Raw genomic sequence first — 16,968 nt, 5'->3', positions numbered from 1 at the left:
ATTGGTCGGGTTCGAAATCCTTTGTTTCAAACGGTTGGTTTAAACAGGTTCATCTTCAATTGGCGCATAAGGATCATCAATCCCCAATGTGCCAAGAATTTTGCGTTCAAGATCTTCCATCTCTTCGGCTTCATCATCAACCATATGATCGTAACCGACAAGATGCAGCGTGCCATGAACAGCAAGATGCACCAGATGGTTTTTCAGGGGCTTGTTTTGCTCGATCGCTTCGCGGGCACATGTTTCACGCGCAATGATGATGTCGCCCAGCAAAAGCGGCATATCCGGCGCCATCATAAAGGCCGATGCATCTTCGGCACTTTCAAGGGCCGCAAAAGACAAAACATTTGTTGGCTTATCTTTGTCGCGATAATCACGGTTTAAAATCCGCACCGTCGCGTCATCAGACAAGCGCACCCCAATTTCAATCACCGGCGCAACTGACAGCAAAGATGCACCGTCGCCCTCATCGGACGTGCCATCATTGGGTTTGGCTTCTTCTTCCCAAAGCGCACCATCGGCGAGCGCACCATCAAGGGCGGCTGAAATCGCGGTTTCAATCGCGTCGATTTCTGCCTTTTCCCAGCCACCGGCCTCAATGTCGAGATCAAGATCAAGCGGTGCCGTCATTGTCCGTTTCCGCTTCTGGAGTTCCGTCTGCACCGTCTTTATTCCCGCGATAGCCCTTTTTAAGCCGGTCGCGCAGCGCATCTTTCGCGTCATAGGCTTGAACGATCTTGGTCACCAGATGGTGTCGGACAACGTCGCGCTGATCAAATTTGACCGTCGCAACACCTTTGACGTCACCAATGGTTTCAAGGGCGTCACGCAAACCTGACTTTGTTCCGTCTGGCAAATCGACCTGCGTCATATCGCCGGTCACCACCATGCGTGATCCTTCACCCAAACGGGTCAGAAACATCTTCATCTGCATCGGGGTGGTATTCTGCGCTTCGTCAAGAATGACAAAAGCATTGGCAAGGGTTCGCCCACGCATAAAGGCCAACGGGGCAACTTCGATCTCGCCACTTTCCATGCGCTTCATCACAACATCACCCGGAAGCGTGTCGTGCAAGGCATCATAAAGCGGACGCAGATACGGATCGACCTTGTCCTTCAAATCGCCCGGCAAGAAACCAAGTCGTTCACCGGCCTCAACCGCTGGACGCGACAAAATAATGCGATCAACCTGACCCAGGATAAAGGCCTGAACGGCCATCGCCACTGCCAAATAGGTCTTACCCGTACCGGCTGGACCGATCCCAAAGATCAGTTCGTTATCAAGGATCGCCTCGACATAGTCTTTTTGACGTTTGGAACGCGGCGAAATACGACGCTTCTTGGTCTGAATGGTCAGGCGCGATCCACCAAACATATCCTTGGTTTGACCGCTCCATGGATCCACGTCATCGGGTTCGGACAACCGAATGGCCCCGTCGACGGTCTCAACATCAATCAGATCAACTTCCTTATCGCGCAACCGGGCATAAAGCTGTGCCAACACCTTTTTGGCCTGCGCAACCTTTTGCCCTTCGCCGACAAGGGTGACGATCAAGCCACGGCTTGAAACCTGAACCCCGGTCCCTTCGGAAAGTCGGGTCAAATTTTCGGCCTGCGGACCATACAGCAATTGCGCAAGCGCATTGTCTGCAAACTCAATCTGCTCTTGCTCTTTGGCTGGGGCTTTTTTGGCGACCGTTTTCTTCGCCGTCGTCTTTTTAGCCGTGGGTTTAGGTTTGGTGGTTTTCGCCGAGGTGCCGCTCACGCAACGTTCCTTTCAGAATCCTGATCTTTCCCTTTATCGGGGGCATTGATCAGTTCACCGCCCAGTGAATTGGGCAGCGCTTCAGTAATTTTCAATCGTACAATCTGACCCAGTGCGCTTTCGGGTAACCCGCTGACATGCACAGGCTGCATATAGGGGCTTTTGCCCACCAGCTGGCCGTCAAGCTTGCCAAACCGTTCCAGAAGGACGTCCATTTCTTTACCGACACAGTTGCGGTTAAATTCAAGCTGCTGTTCCGCCAGCAAAGCTTGCAACCGCATGATGCGTTCGGTTTTAACTTTTTCAGGTACCTGTAATTCCATGGCCGATGCCGGGGTTCCCGGTCGCGGGCTGTATTTGAAACTAAACGCCTGAATAAACGTAATTTCGCGCACGATATCCATCGTGTCTTCGAAATCCTTATCCGATTCCCCAGGGAACCCAACGATAAAGTCCGATGACAATGCCAGATCAGGGCAGGCATCTTTGAGCCGCGCGGCAACATCGCGATAATCCGCACCATTATGTTTGCGGTTCATTGCCTGCAACACCCGATCTGATCCAGCCTGCACCGGCAGATGCAAAAACGGCATCAGTTTTGGCAAATCGCGATGAGCCGAAATCAGGTCTTCATCAACGTCACGCGGATGCGACGTGGTGTAACGAATGCGATCAAGCCCATCGATGTCAGATAATTCGCGCAGCAACCGACCAAGCGTCCATTCCCCGCCATTGGGGGCGTCGCCGTGATAGGCATTCACATTCTGGCCCAACAGCGTGATTTCACGCGTGCCTTGCGCAACCAGTTTGCGGGCTTCCTGAAGAACGTCCATGCCCGGGCGCGAATATTCCGCCCCACGGGTATAGGGCACAACACAAAAGGTGCAGAATTTATCGCAACCTTCCTGAATGGCCAAAAATGCCGAATAGCCCTGTCGGGAAACCTGTTCGGGCAGGTGATCAAACTTTTCCTCGGCCGGGAAATCGGTATCAACAATGCGATCACGCCCGACGGCACGATTTGCGCGCGCGACCATTTCCGGCAAGCGATGGTATGTCTGCGGTCCGAACACCATATCGACCATAGGCTCACGGCGCATCAATTCAGCGCCTTCCGCCTGCGCGACACAACCGGCAACCGCGACAATCATCTTGTCGCCGCCATTGGCTTCCTTGGCTTCTTTGTGTTTGCGCACGCGCCCCAAATCGGAAAAGACCTTTTCGGCCGCCTTTTCACGAATATGGCAGGTATTTAGGATAACCATATCGGCACCAGCCGCACTGTCGACCGACTGGTATCCCAGTGGCGCCAATACATCCTGCATGCGCTGACTGTCATAGACATTCATCTGACAGCCATAGGTCTTTACAAAAAGTTTTTTCGGTTCACTCACGTCAAACCCGTTTCGTTCTTTCAAAACGCAGAAAAGCGGCGTGACGAAATCACACCGCGCTGGGTTCGGACTTGTCACCAAGACCGCCATCATAGAACAGATGTATTTAGCCCCCCGAAGCAAAAGCGCAAGGTTAAGTAGCCTAAGTTACTTTTGCGCGCCCCATTATGGCCTGTTCGTCTGATCTATCTTTACAACATTCGATACCACGGCAGCATGCTGTGTCAAACATCTCAAACGGAGGGGATAAGGGTTTTTTGGAATTTTTCTGATGTCCCTGACCACTTTGGGTGATCAGATCGATAAATAGGGGCCGTCGAAACACTCAGGACCCAAACTGGCGCCCCGGCCCAAAAAGACGCAGATCTTCGGAAATAATCGCCAGCGGTGAAAACCCAACCAGCTCGCCGGAAAGATCGCTATCGATCAACTGCACTGGAATGCCTTGATGAATGCCGCGCAACGCCGCCTGATGGCCTTGGGTGATTTTGGCTTCGCACATCCGTGCCAGTTCCTTTCGCGATCCTGCCGCATCCGCCAACGTCACGGGCGGATGGACCACGATTTCAACGGTTACCTTACCAAGCGCCATGAACTGCCACATGTGCGGGGCCAAATCCATATCCCCGTACCAAGAATAAAAAGCGCGTAAATCACGGCCAATCGGCGCACCATCCAGTCGGGTGGCGGCAATGGATACCGGTTGGAATCTAACTTGCGATCCGTCGGGCAGGGTGCGTTCGGCAGCAGCAAATAATGTCGATTTAAACGGCAAAACCCGGTTGCCGTCATTGCTGGTTCCCTCAGGGAACAGGATCAACTTATCACCGTTATTTAACCGTGCGCTGAGTTGATCATTTTGTTCGCGCGATCGAACTGCACGGCGTTCAACAAAGGTTGTGCGCGATAATTTTGCCAACAAACCAATGACTGGCCAGCGCGCCACTTCGCTTTTGGCGATGAAGCTTCCGCGGGTCAGCGCACCTAGGATCGGCACATCAAGATAAGACGCATGATTGGCAACGATAATGCCCGGCCCATCCATCAAATCACCGCCCGACACGCGCACTTCGATATGCAAAATCCGCAGACAAAGCGCATGGTAAACGCGCGGCAATTCTTCTGCCAGCCGCATCTTGCATGCCACCGCCACCACCTGAACAGGCAACAAGACCAAGGTCAAAAGCACATAGGCCGTCAGCCGGATCGCGGCACACACATAGCAGTTCACGATACCCTCGCGGTGCGTTCGTAATGCTTGTAATAGCGATCGGTTACCTTTTCCGTTGGCAACACGATGCAGATATCTGTGGTGTTGAACTGATGATCAACCACCGCCCCGTCCCCGACAAAACCGCCAAGACGCAGATATCCCTTAATCAAGGGCGGCAGATCGCGAAGTGCTTGGCGCTGATCAATCCCGCCGATTTCGGCACGCATCATCGTCTCGTAGCGTTCCTCGATGGCACGCGGGCGCATGTCTTCGGGGGCAAGGTGATTGTGATGCAAATAGGTCAGAACGTCACTAAAGGCATCCGGGTCGGTGCCATGGAAGGATGCACACCCAAACATCAATTTGATGTCATACTTAAACACATAGGCGGCGATGCCCTGCCACAACAATTGCAACGTCGGCATCGTGCGGTAATCAGCCTCAACGCAAGACCGGCCCAGCTCCATGATTTCGCCGGTTTCCTTGACCGCATTAAGCATGCTTTCAATGTGATATTCATCCGCGCTGTAAAAGCCGCCATGCTCATTGGCAACCGACTGGCGCAGCAAGCGATAGGTGCCAACAACCCCGTCCGCCCCCTCGCCACGGCTATGATCCAGAACCAAAAGGTGATCACAAAGTGGATCGTAATGATCGAAATCACGCTTTTGAGCTGCCATTTCGTCACTTGGCTGCGCACCGCGCTCTTCATAGAAAACCTTGTAACGAAGTTTCTGGCTGGCAAGAATTTCGTCTGCATTCTCGGCGAGGCGTACCTCAAGCCGTTGAGGCTGTCTTTCGTCGCGCATTGCAACACCCTTTCGTTCATCTGTGCGGATTTTGCGCAAGATTCGCGACAAGGGCGAGTGAAGGGTTTGTGAATAAAGCGTAACAAAAATATGAAGGCCACCTGCTCAAAATGAACAGGTGGCCAATAAAAGACTGCTTTTAAGCGCAGAGGAAAAGCGTTTTACTTACTTTTCGTCCAAAGGAACGCCATATAGTTCAAGACGATGGCCGACCAAACGGTAGCCAAGTTCTCTGGCGATCTCTTCTTGAAGCTTTTCGATTTTGTCGTTCGAAAACTCGATGACGTTTCCTGATCGCATATCGATCAAGTGGTCATGATGTTCTTCGGTCAGCTCTTCATAGCGTGCGCGACCATCGCCAAAATCATGTTTCTCGAGAATGTTCGCCTCTTCGAAAAGACGAACGGTACGATAAACAGTCGCAATCGAAATCTTCGGATCAATCTCGGTCGCTCGGCGATAGACCAGCTCCACATCAGGGTGGTCTTCGGACTCTGACAGTACACGGGCGATAACCCGGCGTTGGCCTGTCATTTTAAGGCCCGCGTCGATGCATTTTTGCTCGATGGTTGATTCTGCAAGCATTGTATTATTCTCGTTTCCGGTTCCGGTTCCGCCTGTCCCCAAGCCTGGGTGTCCCAGCCTTCGCTCTCGTGTGGCACAATATTGAAAAATCTGCCACATATCGCAAGGTCGAATTCGCGATAATTCCTTGTCACAGCATTGCTGTGAAAACTGCGTCTTTCTGCGCCCCCTTGTCACCTGCGCTACGAGACGCTACTTCATCATCGCAGCCCCGCAAGGAGACAATCATGGACAACAACGCCCCCGACCAGAAAATCGACATCACAACCGATGTCTGTCCAATGACCTTTGTGCGGACCCGCCTCAAACTTGAAACCATGGCACCGGGCCAGGTTCTGGAGGTAACTCTTCGCGACGGTGAACCGTTAAAAAACGTTCCACGCTCCGTCAAAGAAATGGGTGACCACGTCACGGATCTGGTCGAAATCGCCGATATGCCCGGAACTTATCGCCTGACAATCCGTAAAGGATGACAAACGTCTAAGCCCGAATGTGGCTTTACCGTACAACAGGTTGAACATCAAAACCACACTAATCATGTGGGTATACAATATTAAAATGCGACCAAATTGCACAGAATAATTTCACAAAATCGTGCGCGGCTCACACACCTGCGTCGCCATCACCAAGGTGATCAACTTTGCGCAAAAACACGCTCAAGCACCAGCGCATCGACCTTGCGCCCATCATGCCGATCATAATACCCCTTGCGCCGGCCAACTTTTTCAAACCCGCACCCCTGATACAGGTTTAACGCCGGATCATTATCCACGGCGACCTCAAGCAACATACGCACAACACCGTTGGCACAAAGGCGCTGCTCGACACCGGCTATCAACGTTTTTGCAACCCCCATACGCCGTGCGGCCGATGCGACAACGATTGTGATAATTTCTGCCTCGTCGACAACCGACTGTATCAGCACGAATCCAAGCGGAATATCCGCACCATTTTGGGCACTGTCGCCGGGCTGGAACGCCAACAATCCGAATGTTCCCGGTACATCTAGCAACCGCAACAGTGCGTCTTCATCCCAGCAATCTTCAAACCCCTGAACATGCAACGCCGCCGCAACCGGCACAAACGCTGCGGTCAAAGGCACCAGTTCGATGTTACCCGACGATGAACCGGTCATTTCTTTTTCTGGGGTCCCTGATCTTCGATGCGGCGTGCATCCGGGGCACGCAAATACATCGGAACCGGGGCCAGGTTATCACCACTTTCCCAACGCGACGCCGCAATAAGCGCAACATTGCCCGCCCGGGGTAAACTATGTGCGGTACAATCGTAAAAGGCATCTGGCGCATGGGCCGCTGCGGTCAATAAACGCGGGGTCGCATCACCAGCCAACAGCGTATCACCGGGGGGCGCCATCATCAGGGCTTGGCGCGGAGCAAGACATTCCGGCGCGCTTAACGGCCTTTTTTTGCCATCAAACGCTTGGGCAAAAATCTCGTTTCGTTTGCTATCAAGGGCGACCAAAATATTGCGTCCTTGTTGGTCGCGCTCTGACACCCCATACGCCACCGCTTCAAGCGAACTGACACCGACCACCGGGATTTTCCGCGTCAGGCCAAGCGCACGTGCGGTCGCAAGACCAATGCGCATCCCGGTAAACGCACCGGGGCCAACGGTGACGGCAATACCATCCACCGCGTCAAACTCAATACCGGCTTCTTCAAGGCTTTTGGCGATAAAGCCCATCAGGTGCTCGGCCTGTCCGCGTTCCATATTCTCAAAAAGTTCGCCTTTGACCTCACCATTGATCAAAACAGCAGTCGACAGCGATGTTGAGGCGGTATCAATCGCCAACAGCGTCGGGCTGGTTTTTTCTTTGAGCTGCGATGTGGTTTGCGATGCGCTTTGATCTGCGCTATCTGATGAACGCGACTGACCAGTCAGCATCTTTTTTATGTAATCGGTGAACGACAAGAACAGGGGGCCTCCGGCGATGGCGCTGGTCGAAATTACGCCACAAGAATATGATGTCGAAATTGATATCGTCTATGCCACGGATCGCAATTTCACCGGGGCACCAATTTACGCGCGACCTGCGTGCTATCTTCATGCGGATGCGGCCAAATGCCTGAAAAAGGCATCGGCCATGGCACGGCGTCAGGGGGTGACCTTACGCATTCTCGATGCGTTCCGCCCACAAGAAGCCCAACGCGCCCTGTGGAACCATTCACCCAATCCCGATTTCGTCGCCAACCCGGATTTCGGATCGCCACATGGTCGTGGTGTGGCCATTGATCTAACCCTGATTGATCAAAACGGCAAGGAACTGGATATGGGGGCAGGGTTTGATGAAATGCATGACCGATCCTATCACGGGTCAGATTTGATTTCCAAAACCGCAGAAGCCAACCGTTTTCTGCTGCTGGGCATTATGGTCAGCGCCGGGTTTGAATATTACGATCACGAATGGTGGCATTACCAATTGCCCAATGCCGCGGCAAAATATCCTGTCATGTCCGACAGTGCCCTGGCCAAACCGATGATGGCGACATCAAAACCCGCCTAAAAAAAAGACGAAGCCGCTTTCACCTCAGCGGCTTCGTCATCCAAATGTCCTGATCTGCTTTTGGCTCAGTCTTCGTCACTGATTGATCGGGGATCGATTCGCCAAAATCAATCGGCCGTCATCGCCTGACCGGTTTGTTGGTTAAACAGGGATATGCGCGCCCCATCGAGCATAATCCGCGCATCCGTCCCGGCCTTAAAAGACTGTTCCGGGCCACAGCGGGCGGTAATTTCCGATCCCGCAACCGCCAAACGCACATACTGGTCCGGGCCGGTTGGCTCGGCCAAAATAATCCGGGCTGCCGCACCGCCATCATCAAATAAAATATGTTCGGGCCGCGCGCCCAACGTTACGGGGCGCCCGATCAGTGACCGGACTTGTTCTGGCAATCCGACCAACGGCAATCCACCTGATCCGCTGTCAAAAAAGATATCGGTGCCGTCTTGCATAATCCGCCCATCAATAAAGTTCATCGTCGGCGCACCGACAAAACTTGCAACGAACCGGTTTGCCGGACGGCGATAAACATTTTCGGGCGTATCGACTTGCTGAATGCTGCCCTTATCAAGGACCACAACCCGCGTTGCCAAGGTCATGGCTTCGATTTGATCGTGGGTCACATAGACAATCGTGCGGCCAAGCCGTTCATGCAGGCGCTTAAGCTCAATCCGCATATCAGCGCGCAACTTGGCATCAAGGTTGGATAACGGCTCATCAAACAGAAAAACCGACGGTTCGCGCACAAGTGCGCGGCCAATGGCAACGCGCTGTTGTTGCCCCCCCGAAAGCTGCGATGGCTTACGATCCAAAAGCGGCGAGATTTGTAAAAGATCGCCAATTTCCGCGACCTTTTTATCAATCTGATCCTTTGGCACGCCCCGCATTTTAAGGCCAAAGCCAATATTTTTGCGCACCGACATGGTCGGATACAGCGCATAGGACTGAAACACCATCGCGATGTCGCGCTCATCGGGTTCAAGGGCGGTAACATCACGGCCTTTGATGTGGATGGACCCACCTGTGGTCGGCTCTAACCCGGCAATCATATTTAGCAATGTCGATTTGCCACAGCCCGATGGCCCCAACAGAACCAAAAACTCGCCATCGCCGATTTCCAAATTGATGTCGCTCATCACCGTAAGCCCGGAATAGGCCTTGGTTACGTTGCGAAGTTCAACGCCGTTCATTCCCATCATCCCTTCACTGCACCCGCAGCAATACCGCGCACAAACAAACGCCCCGACAAAAGATAAACCACCAAAGTCGGAAGCGCGGTCAGCATGGTTGCAGCCATATCGACATTGTATTGTTTTTCGCCAAACTGCGATCCGACAAGGTTGTTAAGCGCCACCGTCATCGGTTGGCCGGATCGCCCGCCAAAGGTCAGGCCAAGCAAGAAGTCATTCCAGATGTAGGTAAATTGCAAAATCATCGCGACGCCAAGGATCGGCAAAGACAACGGCAGCATCACATGCCAGAACAACCGCCAAAAACCCGCCCCGTCAATCCGGGCTGCTTTCAGCAAATCCTGCGGAACGGTTTTGAAGAAGTTGCGAAACATCATGGTGGTAAAGGCAACACCCCAAATCAGATGCACCAAAATCAACCCCGGGATTGAGCCAAACAATCCCAATTCCCGAATCATGATGATCAATGGATAAAGCGTCACCTGCGGGGGGATGAACATGCCGACCAAAAGGGCAGCAAACATCAAATTGGCCCCCTTCATCTTCCAGACGGCCAACGCATAGCCGGTTATCGCGCCAAGCCCGACTGACAAAACAAGGGCAGGGATGACAATCTTGACCGAGGTTAAAAACGACGATGAAAGACCACCGCATTTTGTCCCCAATGATTGGGCACAATCCCCAAACCATGCCGTTCCCCACGCGGCAAAGCTGGGATCGGCGGGCAAGGTGAAAATGCTGCCATCGCGAATTTCATCCATGGATTTAAGCGAGGTTGAAACCATGATGAAAACCGGTGCTAAGACCATTAACGCTGCAAGGGCCAATAATCCATAAAGGGCAAGACGGTTATATCGCATGGTTAATGCCCCCGCCCGCCGCGCTCTTTGCGCAGTTCAAAATGGATATAGGGCGAAATAACCGCGATCACGGTGCACAACAAAACAAATGCGCCCGCCGCACCAAGGCCAAGTTCCTGACGGTTCAGGATATGATCCACCACAAACCGGGCTGGCAAATCAGATGAAAATCCCGGACCACCACCGGTCAATGCCACGACAAGGTCGAATGCCTTCATGACAATGGCACTCATCAGGATGAACACCGTAAAGAACACCGTGCGCAACATCGGGGTAATGACATGCAAATAGACCCGCCAGACCGGAATGCCATCAACACGGGTTGCTTTCCAAATATTCGGATCAATATTGCGAAGCCCGGCTAAAAACAGCGCCATACACAGGCCGACTTGTTGCCAAATGCCCGCAATCGCCAAGGTATAGATTGATCGATCCGGTCGGACGATCCAGTTAAATTCAAAACTGGTCCATCCCAAATCGCGCACGGCTTCTTGCAGGCCCAAGCCGGGATTCATCACCCATTGCCAAATCACGCCCGTAACGATGAACGACATCGACAGCGGCAACATAAAAACGGTGCGAAACAGGCCTTCTGCCTTGATCCCGCGATCGACAAGTATCGCCAGAAAATAGCCAAACAGCATGCAGCCACCGATAAACAGCACGCCATGAATCGCCAAATTCTGCATCGCTGTCCACCAACGTTCGTTGGCAAACAGGCGGAAATACTGATCAAAACCGGTAAATTTATAAACCGGCAATAACCGCGACCGGGTGAGTGAAATCACAAAGGTCCAGATGATAAAGCCGTAAAAACAGACAATCGTAATCGTCATGGCAGGGATCAGCGCCATTCTGGCCGTCCATTGTGGACGCCAGCGTCGCCTGCCACTGTGCGAGGACGTCAACGCCCTCTGTGCCTGTTCGGCCATGAATATTCTCGCTTCTTTGTAACGGCGCTGCTGCAACTAAAAATAGCAGCAGCGCACATCATTACAGAGTCTTGTGAACCAAACACCTACCTATTTGGCGTAAGAAATCGCCTGACGGAATTGTTCCTGACCTTCGGCGGCACTCATGTCAGCGCTGTTCCAAAAATTGGAAATACTGTCATCGATCGCCCCGGAAACCGCACTTGGCACCCCAAAAAGACCGGTACTGACAAGGTGCGTTTTTTCATCCTGAAGGGTTTTGATCGCCAATTGCGCACAAGCATCAAAGCTGTCGGACGGCACATCCAACCGGGCCGGGATAGATCCCTTTTTCTTGTTAAAGGCGATCTGCACATCCGGCTCAAGCATCACATGTGCCATCTTGGCCTGGGCCGGGGTGGGGTCTTGTCCATCCATGGCGGAAAAGGCAAATGCATCCACGGTCATGATATAGGCGGTGTCTTTCGCCGGGGCCAAGGAACAGCCAACCGTCGTTCCCGGCTCAACCCCGGCTGCAATGATTTCGCCCTTGGCCCAGTCGCCCATAAACTGAACGGCGGCATCGCCCTTGATCACCATATTGGTGGCCTCGTTCCAATTACGGCCCGGGCTTGATTCATCCACAAACGGCTTTAACTTGGCAAAGGTTTCAAACACCTCACGCATGGTGTCTGATGCCAAAAGGTCATCATCAAGGGTGCTGTAAAGCTTGGCATAAAAATCACGCCCACCAACGCCCAACAGAACACTGTTAAACATGATGCGTTCCTGCCACGGCTGCCCGCCAAGGCCAATCGGGATGATCCCGGCATCTTGAAGCTTTTTGGCCGCAGTCATAAATTCTGGCCAAGTTTTCGGGACGTCGACCCCGGCTTTTTCAAAGGCTTCTTTGTTATAGAACATCCAGTTTTCGCCGTGGATGTTGATCGGGGCGGCGATATATTCGCCGTCATATTTCGCTGCTTTGACAATCAAAGGCGGCAGTTTGTCATCCCAGTGTTCTTCGGTGGCAATTTGATCAACATTGGCCAGCAGGCCCTGATCAGCCAATTCACGAAGCTGTTGACCAATGGAAAACTGAAAGACCGCTGCTGGATCGCCGCCAAGCATCCGGTTTACGGCTGCTGCACGGGCATTTCCGCCCCCGGCAATCGGGGTATCGACCCATGTGCCACCTTGGGCCTCAAATGCCTTGCGCACTTCGCCAAGTGCGGCCTGTTCGCCACCCGATGTCCACCAATGCAAAACTTCGGCAGTTTGGGCGTGAAGCGCACCGGCAGATACAGCTGTGCTTAGAAATGCCGCAACCATCGCGACCTTGGAAAATTCCTTCATAACGGATGTCCTCCCTAATGGATACGTTCGCGCCCGACTTCTTTGAATGGTCGAAAATTCGTAACGTTTCGATTTTTTTGATAATCCGTTTATTCGCTCTTGTCAATCAACATAACCCGCCCATAATAAGGCAAAACCGATGCGGCATTATTTTTTTGCCGATTTTTTCGAAACGTTACGATTTTAGATCCGTCAACGAACGCGATCTATTGGCAGGGCAAGGAAACAACAATGACACGACCTTTTCCCGACGGATTTCGCTGGGGTGTTTCAACCTCAAGCTATCAGATTGAAGGCGGTTCGCCCAACGATGGTCGCGGCACCAGCATCTGGGATACCTATTGCGCCACACCCGGCCGGGTCGCCAACGGCGATAACGGCAATGTGGCCTGCGATCACTATAACTGCTGGGAAGAGGACCTTGACCTGATCAAGGGACTCGGCGCGAAACATTATCGTTTCTCGGTGATGTGGCCGCGCGTGATGCCCGAAGGGACCGGGCATATTAATGAAACCGGACTGGCATTTTATGACCGCCTGATTGATGGCATGCTCGAACGCGGACTTGATCCGTGGCTGTGCCTATATCATTGGGATTTGCCCCAGGCACTTCAGGATCGCGGCGGCTGGACCAATCGCAATATCGTTGATTGGTTTGCCGACTATACTGAAATTCTGGCCCTGCGCCTTGGTGATCGGGTCAAATCGTGGGTTACTTTTAACGAACCCAACGTCGTCGCCTGGGTCGGCCACGAAGAAGGCCGTCACGCGCCGGGCATCACCGACCCCCGTGCCGCCATGCGGGTGGCGCATCACTTAAACATGTGCCATGCCCGCGCCACCGAAGTAATCAAAAGCCACTTCCCCGATGCCCCCGTCGGGTTCGTTTTACCAATGCATAAGGGTTACACCCTTCCTGGACGCCAAGAACAAGACGCCCATTTGGTCGATCTGTTTGAAGCAAAATGGAACGGCGCATTTCTTGATCCGGTTTATTATGGTCGCTACCCGGACCTGATTATGGACCGCATGGAGCCCCATATTCAGGATGGCGACCTTCAGGCCATCAAAACCAAGGTCGATTTCCAAGGGTTAAACCAGTATTTCCCAAGCTATATCGAACCCGCCAATGGCAAAGCATGGCCATTTCAGCATGCCGAACCGCCAAAATATTTCCGCCGGACCGAAATGGGCTGGGCGATTGATGGCGATTGTTTTTACCGCACCATGAAAATCTTGCAGGACAAATACGGCAACCCGCCGGTCTTCATCACTGAAAATGGCGGTGCCTTTGTCGATCTGCCTGATGAAAACGGCAATATCAACGATCAGGATCGCATTGCCTATTACGATGAATATCTGTCGGCAATTTTACGCGCCACCGACGAAGGCGCCAACGTTCAGGGCTATATGCCGTGGTCGTTGCTTGATAATTTCGAATGGGCTTATGGATATGAAAAGCGGTTTGGTCTGGTTCATGTCGATTACACCACCCAAAAACGCACACCAAAGGCATCCTATGATTTCATGCGTAACGTGATCAAAAGCAACGCATTGCCTTAACCCATGCCGCGCGATTAGATTATCGGCCAAGATCGCGTCACCCAAAGATCATAAGAACGGACCTGCATATGCCCGCCTCGCGCCCGAACCTTCGCACCATTGCCGAACATCTTGGCCTTTCGGTCACGACGGTTTCGCGTGCACTGAAAGACGGGCCAGAAGTCAAACCGGGCACGGTTGCCAAGGTCAAGGCAGCCGCCGAGCAAATCGGCTATCAGCCCGATGCGCGCGGCGTCATGCTGCGTACCGGCAAAACCATGCAGGTCTGTTCAATCCTTTATTCCCCCGAAGTCGGCGATTACGGGGATCCGGGGTTTTTGGCCCAAGTTGAAAGCCTGGCGCAGGGGCTGGAAGCAGACCGTTATTCATTGGTCGTGCTGGCCCAAACCAGCAACAAAGACCCGCTTGAGCCGGTTAAACGCGTTCATACCCAACGCATGGCCGATGCAGTGGTGTTTTCGCGCACCACCGCCCAAGACAGCCGTGCGAAATACTGCCTGCAACATGATTTTCCATTTGTCAGCTTTGGCCGAACCGAACTTTTAACCCCGCATGCCTTTGTCGATCACGATGACGAGCAGGCCGCTTATGACGCAATCAAACGCCTGATTGCCGATGGCCATCGCAAAATTGGCATGATCGATCCGCCTGAAAACCTGACCTTTTTTGGCTATCGCAAACAAGGCGCGCGGCGCGCCATGATCGAAGCCGGGCTTGATCCCGAAAGTCTGATCTCGATGCATTCGGATGTTTCGGTCCGTGCCGCACGTGATGCCGCCACCAAACTGTTTCGCGATCAGCGCGACGCCACCGCCGTGGTATGCGCCAGCCAAATGACCATGATCGGCGCACTCGAAGCCCTGATGGAATTGAACATGGATACCATCCGCGACGGGATCGGGGTGGTTGGCTTTGGCGGTATGCCGTTCCGCATGCTGTCAAAACAAAAACTGGCCTATTATTACCAGCCCCAACGCCGCGTGGGCGAGGTATTAGCAAGCCATCTGCATGATCTGATGGCTGGCGTGCCCGCCGAAAACCTGCAAACACTTTTGCCCTATCGGCGCATTGATGATCTTGCCGCTTTCCGGGAGGGGGAGGATTTTTAAAATCCCCCGCCCGATACATACGCCCTTTAGGTCATCCCCCATCAAGCTGGCTTAATCTTGCTTTCCGGTGGTCTCGGGATCTTCGTTGCTCAGCCAGCGCACCAGCGCAGCTTCGATCGGTTTTAGGGCAATCAGAACAATGAATGTCAGCACGGTTGCGATTACAACGATGTGCCAAGCGGCAAGCGCACAGGCAATGCCAAGTGCGGCGGTAATCCAAACGGTGGCGGCGGTGGTTAAACCCGTTACCGACATATTTTTGGGTTGATGCAAAATGACCCCTGCACCGATAAAGCCGATGCCGGTCAAAACACCCTGCAAGATCCCCTGAACAACGCGTGAAAGTGCGTCGGGATGGTCAATCAAATCCTGAAAATGCACGGCGACCACGGACACAACCGCGGCCCCCAACGATACAAGCGCCAAGGTCCGCATTCCTGTTGGCTTGCCATTCACATCGCGGTTTAACCCGACAATCATGCCAATGACGGTCGCCGCAAGCAGCCGCAAAACCATATCGAGAATACCGATATCGAAATATTTTTCGGCCGTCGCATAATAAGGAATATCGCTCAGCATCTGTCCCACCCGCAAAGTTTCAAGACTCTCAAAACGCGGGCCGTTCGATAAATGTTCCGATCACGGCACCGGGCAGCAGCCTTTACGGTGTTACGCCATCGATTTCTGATGCGGGCAAAACCCCATGATCCATATCGCCTGCCGCCGCCATCAACCAATCAAAGAATAACGATATGCGCGGGTCCCGCCCCTGCGCTGAACCGGGCGCGGCATTTGGCGGATCCAGCGTTATCAGGACATAATCATAACCGGTTGGCGCCATGCCATGCGGCGCAATCAAACGGCCGGCTTTCAGATCGTCATAGACCAGCGGCAAGGGACCAATCGCTGTGCCCAATTTGTTCACCGCCGCCTGTAACGCGAAAAAGAAATGATCAAACGATTGCTCGCTTTTCGGGGTGGCGGTGCAGCCGCTGGCACGTTTCCAAACATCCCACGCATCGGGCCGGGTACGGGTGTGTAACCACCGGGCATTGGACAAATCACGAACAAGGATATTTTCCCAGCATCCCGGATCACAAACCGGTCCGGCATGCTCTGCCCACAGGCGGGTGGCGACGTAATGTTCTGAAATGCCGTAATCGGCGCGCCGAATGGCCGCATCGCACCCATCGGCCAAAAGGTCCACCGGCCCACCCGCAAGGCGAAGATCAATGTTCAAACCGGGATTTGCGTTCCGAAACGCCCCCAAACGCGGCATCAACCAACGCATGGCAAGGCTGGGCTCGCACGATACTGTCAAAATCGGTGATGCCCCATCGTGGCGCTGAATATCCTCCATCGCGTGATCAAGTCCATCAAGGGCGGTGGCGGTCGCCTTTAACAGTCTCTCGCCCGCCGGGGTTAACCAAACCCGGCGATTGCGGCGCATAAACAGTTGAACGCCCATGCGCTCTTCAATCTGGGCCACCGCACGGCTAACCGCCCCATGGGTCAGATGCAATTCTTCTGCTGCGCGCGAAAAACTTTGATGGCGGGCGGCGGCCTCAAACGCGGGCAGGGACGCAAGGGGGGGAAGGCGACGCTTTCTGTGAATATTACTCACAATAAATCCCGGAATTTTTCGATTTTTTGGCGGATAAAACAGTTTGATACTTAATCCACGCACAGATC

The 16,968-nt window shown here is 53.3% G+C and carries 18 protein-coding genes; 4 read left to right on the top strand and 14 right to left on the bottom strand.

The features are described from left to right. Positions 1–39 precede the first annotated feature (39 nt). The 6 genes from ybeY to HCZ99_RS04375 form a co-directional block, all read right to left on the bottom strand. A complete protein-coding gene (gene ybeY / locus HCZ99_RS04400) occupies positions 40–630 on the bottom strand; it encodes an rRNA maturation RNase YbeY (protein ID WP_254869424.1) in 591 nt (196 codons plus the stop codon). Then, positions 614–1,765 carry a PhoH family protein gene (locus HCZ99_RS04395; RefSeq protein WP_439654649.1) on the bottom strand — a complete coding sequence of 384 codons (1,152 nt, stop codon included), beginning with the start codon at positions 1,763–1,765 and terminating at the stop codon, positions 614–616. Before HCZ99_RS04395 ends, ybeY begins: the two co-directional genes overlap by 17 nt. After that, entirely contained in the window at positions 1,762–3,159 is a 1,398-nt protein-coding gene (miaB, locus tag HCZ99_RS04390; protein WP_167445616.1) for a tRNA (N6-isopentenyl adenosine(37)-C2)-methylthiotransferase MiaB, read from the bottom strand. The genes HCZ99_RS04395 and miaB overlap by 4 nt, the downstream gene beginning before the upstream one ends. Before the next feature lie 325 nt (positions 3,160–3,484). Beyond that, positions 3,485–4,390: a lysophospholipid acyltransferase family protein gene (locus HCZ99_RS04385; protein WP_167445615.1), complete on the bottom strand. Its 906-nt coding sequence runs from the start codon at positions 4,388–4,390 to the stop codon at positions 3,485–3,487. After that, positions 4,387–5,181 (bottom strand): GNAT family N-acetyltransferase, encoded by a 795-nt coding sequence (locus HCZ99_RS04380; protein ID WP_167445614.1) that lies wholly within the window; start codon positions 5,179–5,181, stop codon positions 4,387–4,389. Before HCZ99_RS04380 ends, HCZ99_RS04385 begins: the two co-directional genes overlap by 4 nt. A gap of 165 nt (positions 5,182–5,346) precedes the next feature. Continuing rightward, a complete protein-coding gene (locus HCZ99_RS04375; RefSeq protein ID WP_167445613.1) occupies positions 5,347–5,766 on the bottom strand; it encodes a Fur family transcriptional regulator in 420 nt (139 codons plus the stop codon). Positions 5,767–5,993: 227 nt separating this feature from the next. On the opposite strand from HCZ99_RS04375, the gene HCZ99_RS04370 reads away from it, so the two are divergent. Then, a complete protein-coding gene (locus HCZ99_RS04370; protein WP_167445612.1) occupies positions 5,994–6,239 on the top strand; it encodes a sulfurtransferase TusA family protein in 246 nt (81 codons plus the stop codon). A gap of 161 nt (positions 6,240–6,400) precedes the next feature. On the opposite strand, the gene HCZ99_RS04365 is transcribed toward HCZ99_RS04370, so the two are convergent. Further along, a complete protein-coding gene (locus HCZ99_RS04365; RefSeq protein ID WP_167445611.1) occupies positions 6,401–6,901 on the bottom strand; it encodes a GNAT family N-acetyltransferase in 501 nt (166 codons plus the stop codon). Next, the gene (gene tsaB / locus HCZ99_RS04360; protein ID WP_167445610.1) at positions 6,898–7,698 is read right to left on the bottom strand and encodes a tRNA (adenosine(37)-N6)-threonylcarbamoyltransferase complex dimerization subunit type 1 TsaB; all 801 of its coding nucleotides are present in this window, start codon (positions 7,696–7,698) and stop codon (positions 6,898–6,900) included. Before tsaB ends, HCZ99_RS04365 begins: the two co-directional genes overlap by 4 nt. A gap of 19 nt (positions 7,699–7,717) precedes the next feature. On the opposite strand from tsaB, the gene ddpX reads away from it, so the two are divergent. Next, positions 7,718–8,290 (top strand): D-alanyl-D-alanine dipeptidase, encoded by a 573-nt coding sequence (ddpX, locus tag HCZ99_RS04355; RefSeq protein WP_167445609.1) that lies wholly within the window; start codon positions 7,718–7,720, stop codon positions 8,288–8,290. Between the two features lie 107 nt (positions 8,291–8,397). Here ddpX and HCZ99_RS04350 read toward each other — a convergent pair whose 3' ends face one another. The 4 genes from HCZ99_RS04350 to HCZ99_RS04335 all read right to left on the bottom strand — a co-directional run bounded on the left by HCZ99_RS04350 (position 8,398) and on the right by HCZ99_RS04335 (position 12,604). Next, positions 8,398–9,477 (bottom strand): ABC transporter ATP-binding protein, encoded by a 1,080-nt coding sequence (locus HCZ99_RS04350; protein ID WP_167445608.1) that lies wholly within the window; start codon positions 9,475–9,477, stop codon positions 8,398–8,400. Positions 9,478–9,482: 5 nt separating this feature from the next. After that, a complete protein-coding gene (locus HCZ99_RS04345) occupies positions 9,483–10,337 on the bottom strand; it encodes a carbohydrate ABC transporter permease (protein WP_167445607.1) in 855 nt (284 codons plus the stop codon). A gap of 2 nt (positions 10,338–10,339) precedes the next feature. Next, complete coding sequence (locus tag HCZ99_RS04340) at positions 10,340–11,191, bottom strand: carbohydrate ABC transporter permease (protein ID WP_254869423.1); 852 nt, start codon at positions 11,189–11,191, stop codon at positions 10,340–10,342. Between the two features lie 168 nt (positions 11,192–11,359). Next, positions 11,360–12,604, bottom strand: a complete 1,245-nt coding sequence (locus HCZ99_RS04335) for an ABC transporter substrate-binding protein (protein ID WP_167445605.1) — start codon at positions 12,602–12,604, stop codon at positions 11,360–11,362. 231 nt (positions 12,605–12,835) lie between these two features. Here HCZ99_RS04335 and HCZ99_RS04330 point away from each other — a divergent pair, with 231 nt between their 5' ends. Both HCZ99_RS04330 and HCZ99_RS04325 read left to right on the top strand, forming a co-directional pair. After that, positions 12,836–14,167, top strand: a complete 1,332-nt coding sequence (locus HCZ99_RS04330; RefSeq protein WP_167445604.1) for a GH1 family beta-glucosidase — start codon at positions 12,836–12,838, stop codon at positions 14,165–14,167. A gap of 68 nt (positions 14,168–14,235) precedes the next feature. Continuing rightward, the gene (locus tag HCZ99_RS04325; RefSeq protein ID WP_167445603.1) at positions 14,236–15,276 is read left to right on the top strand and encodes a LacI family DNA-binding transcriptional regulator; all 1,041 of its coding nucleotides are present in this window, start codon (positions 14,236–14,238) and stop codon (positions 15,274–15,276) included. A 51-nt stretch (positions 15,277–15,327) separates the two neighbouring features. Here the strand turns inward: HCZ99_RS04325 and HCZ99_RS04320 are convergent, their stop codons facing one another. Further along, positions 15,328–15,855, bottom strand: coding sequence for an MgtC/SapB family protein (locus HCZ99_RS04320; protein ID WP_167445602.1), 528 nt, complete (start codon positions 15,853–15,855; stop codon positions 15,328–15,330). Between the two features lie 82 nt (positions 15,856–15,937). Next, positions 15,938–16,900 (bottom strand): LysR substrate-binding domain-containing protein, encoded by a 963-nt coding sequence (locus tag HCZ99_RS04315; RefSeq protein WP_167445601.1) that lies wholly within the window; start codon positions 16,898–16,900, stop codon positions 15,938–15,940. Positions 16,901–16,968 lie beyond the last annotated feature (68 nt).

The sequence above is a fragment of the Thalassospira lucentensis genome, assembly GCF_011806425.1.
Classification (GTDB): domain Bacteria; phylum Pseudomonadota; class Alphaproteobacteria; order Rhodospirillales; family Thalassospiraceae; genus Thalassospira; species Thalassospira lucentensis_B.
Note: the sequence above shows the minus strand (reverse complement) of the source record. Positions and strands in the feature narration are given on the sequence as shown.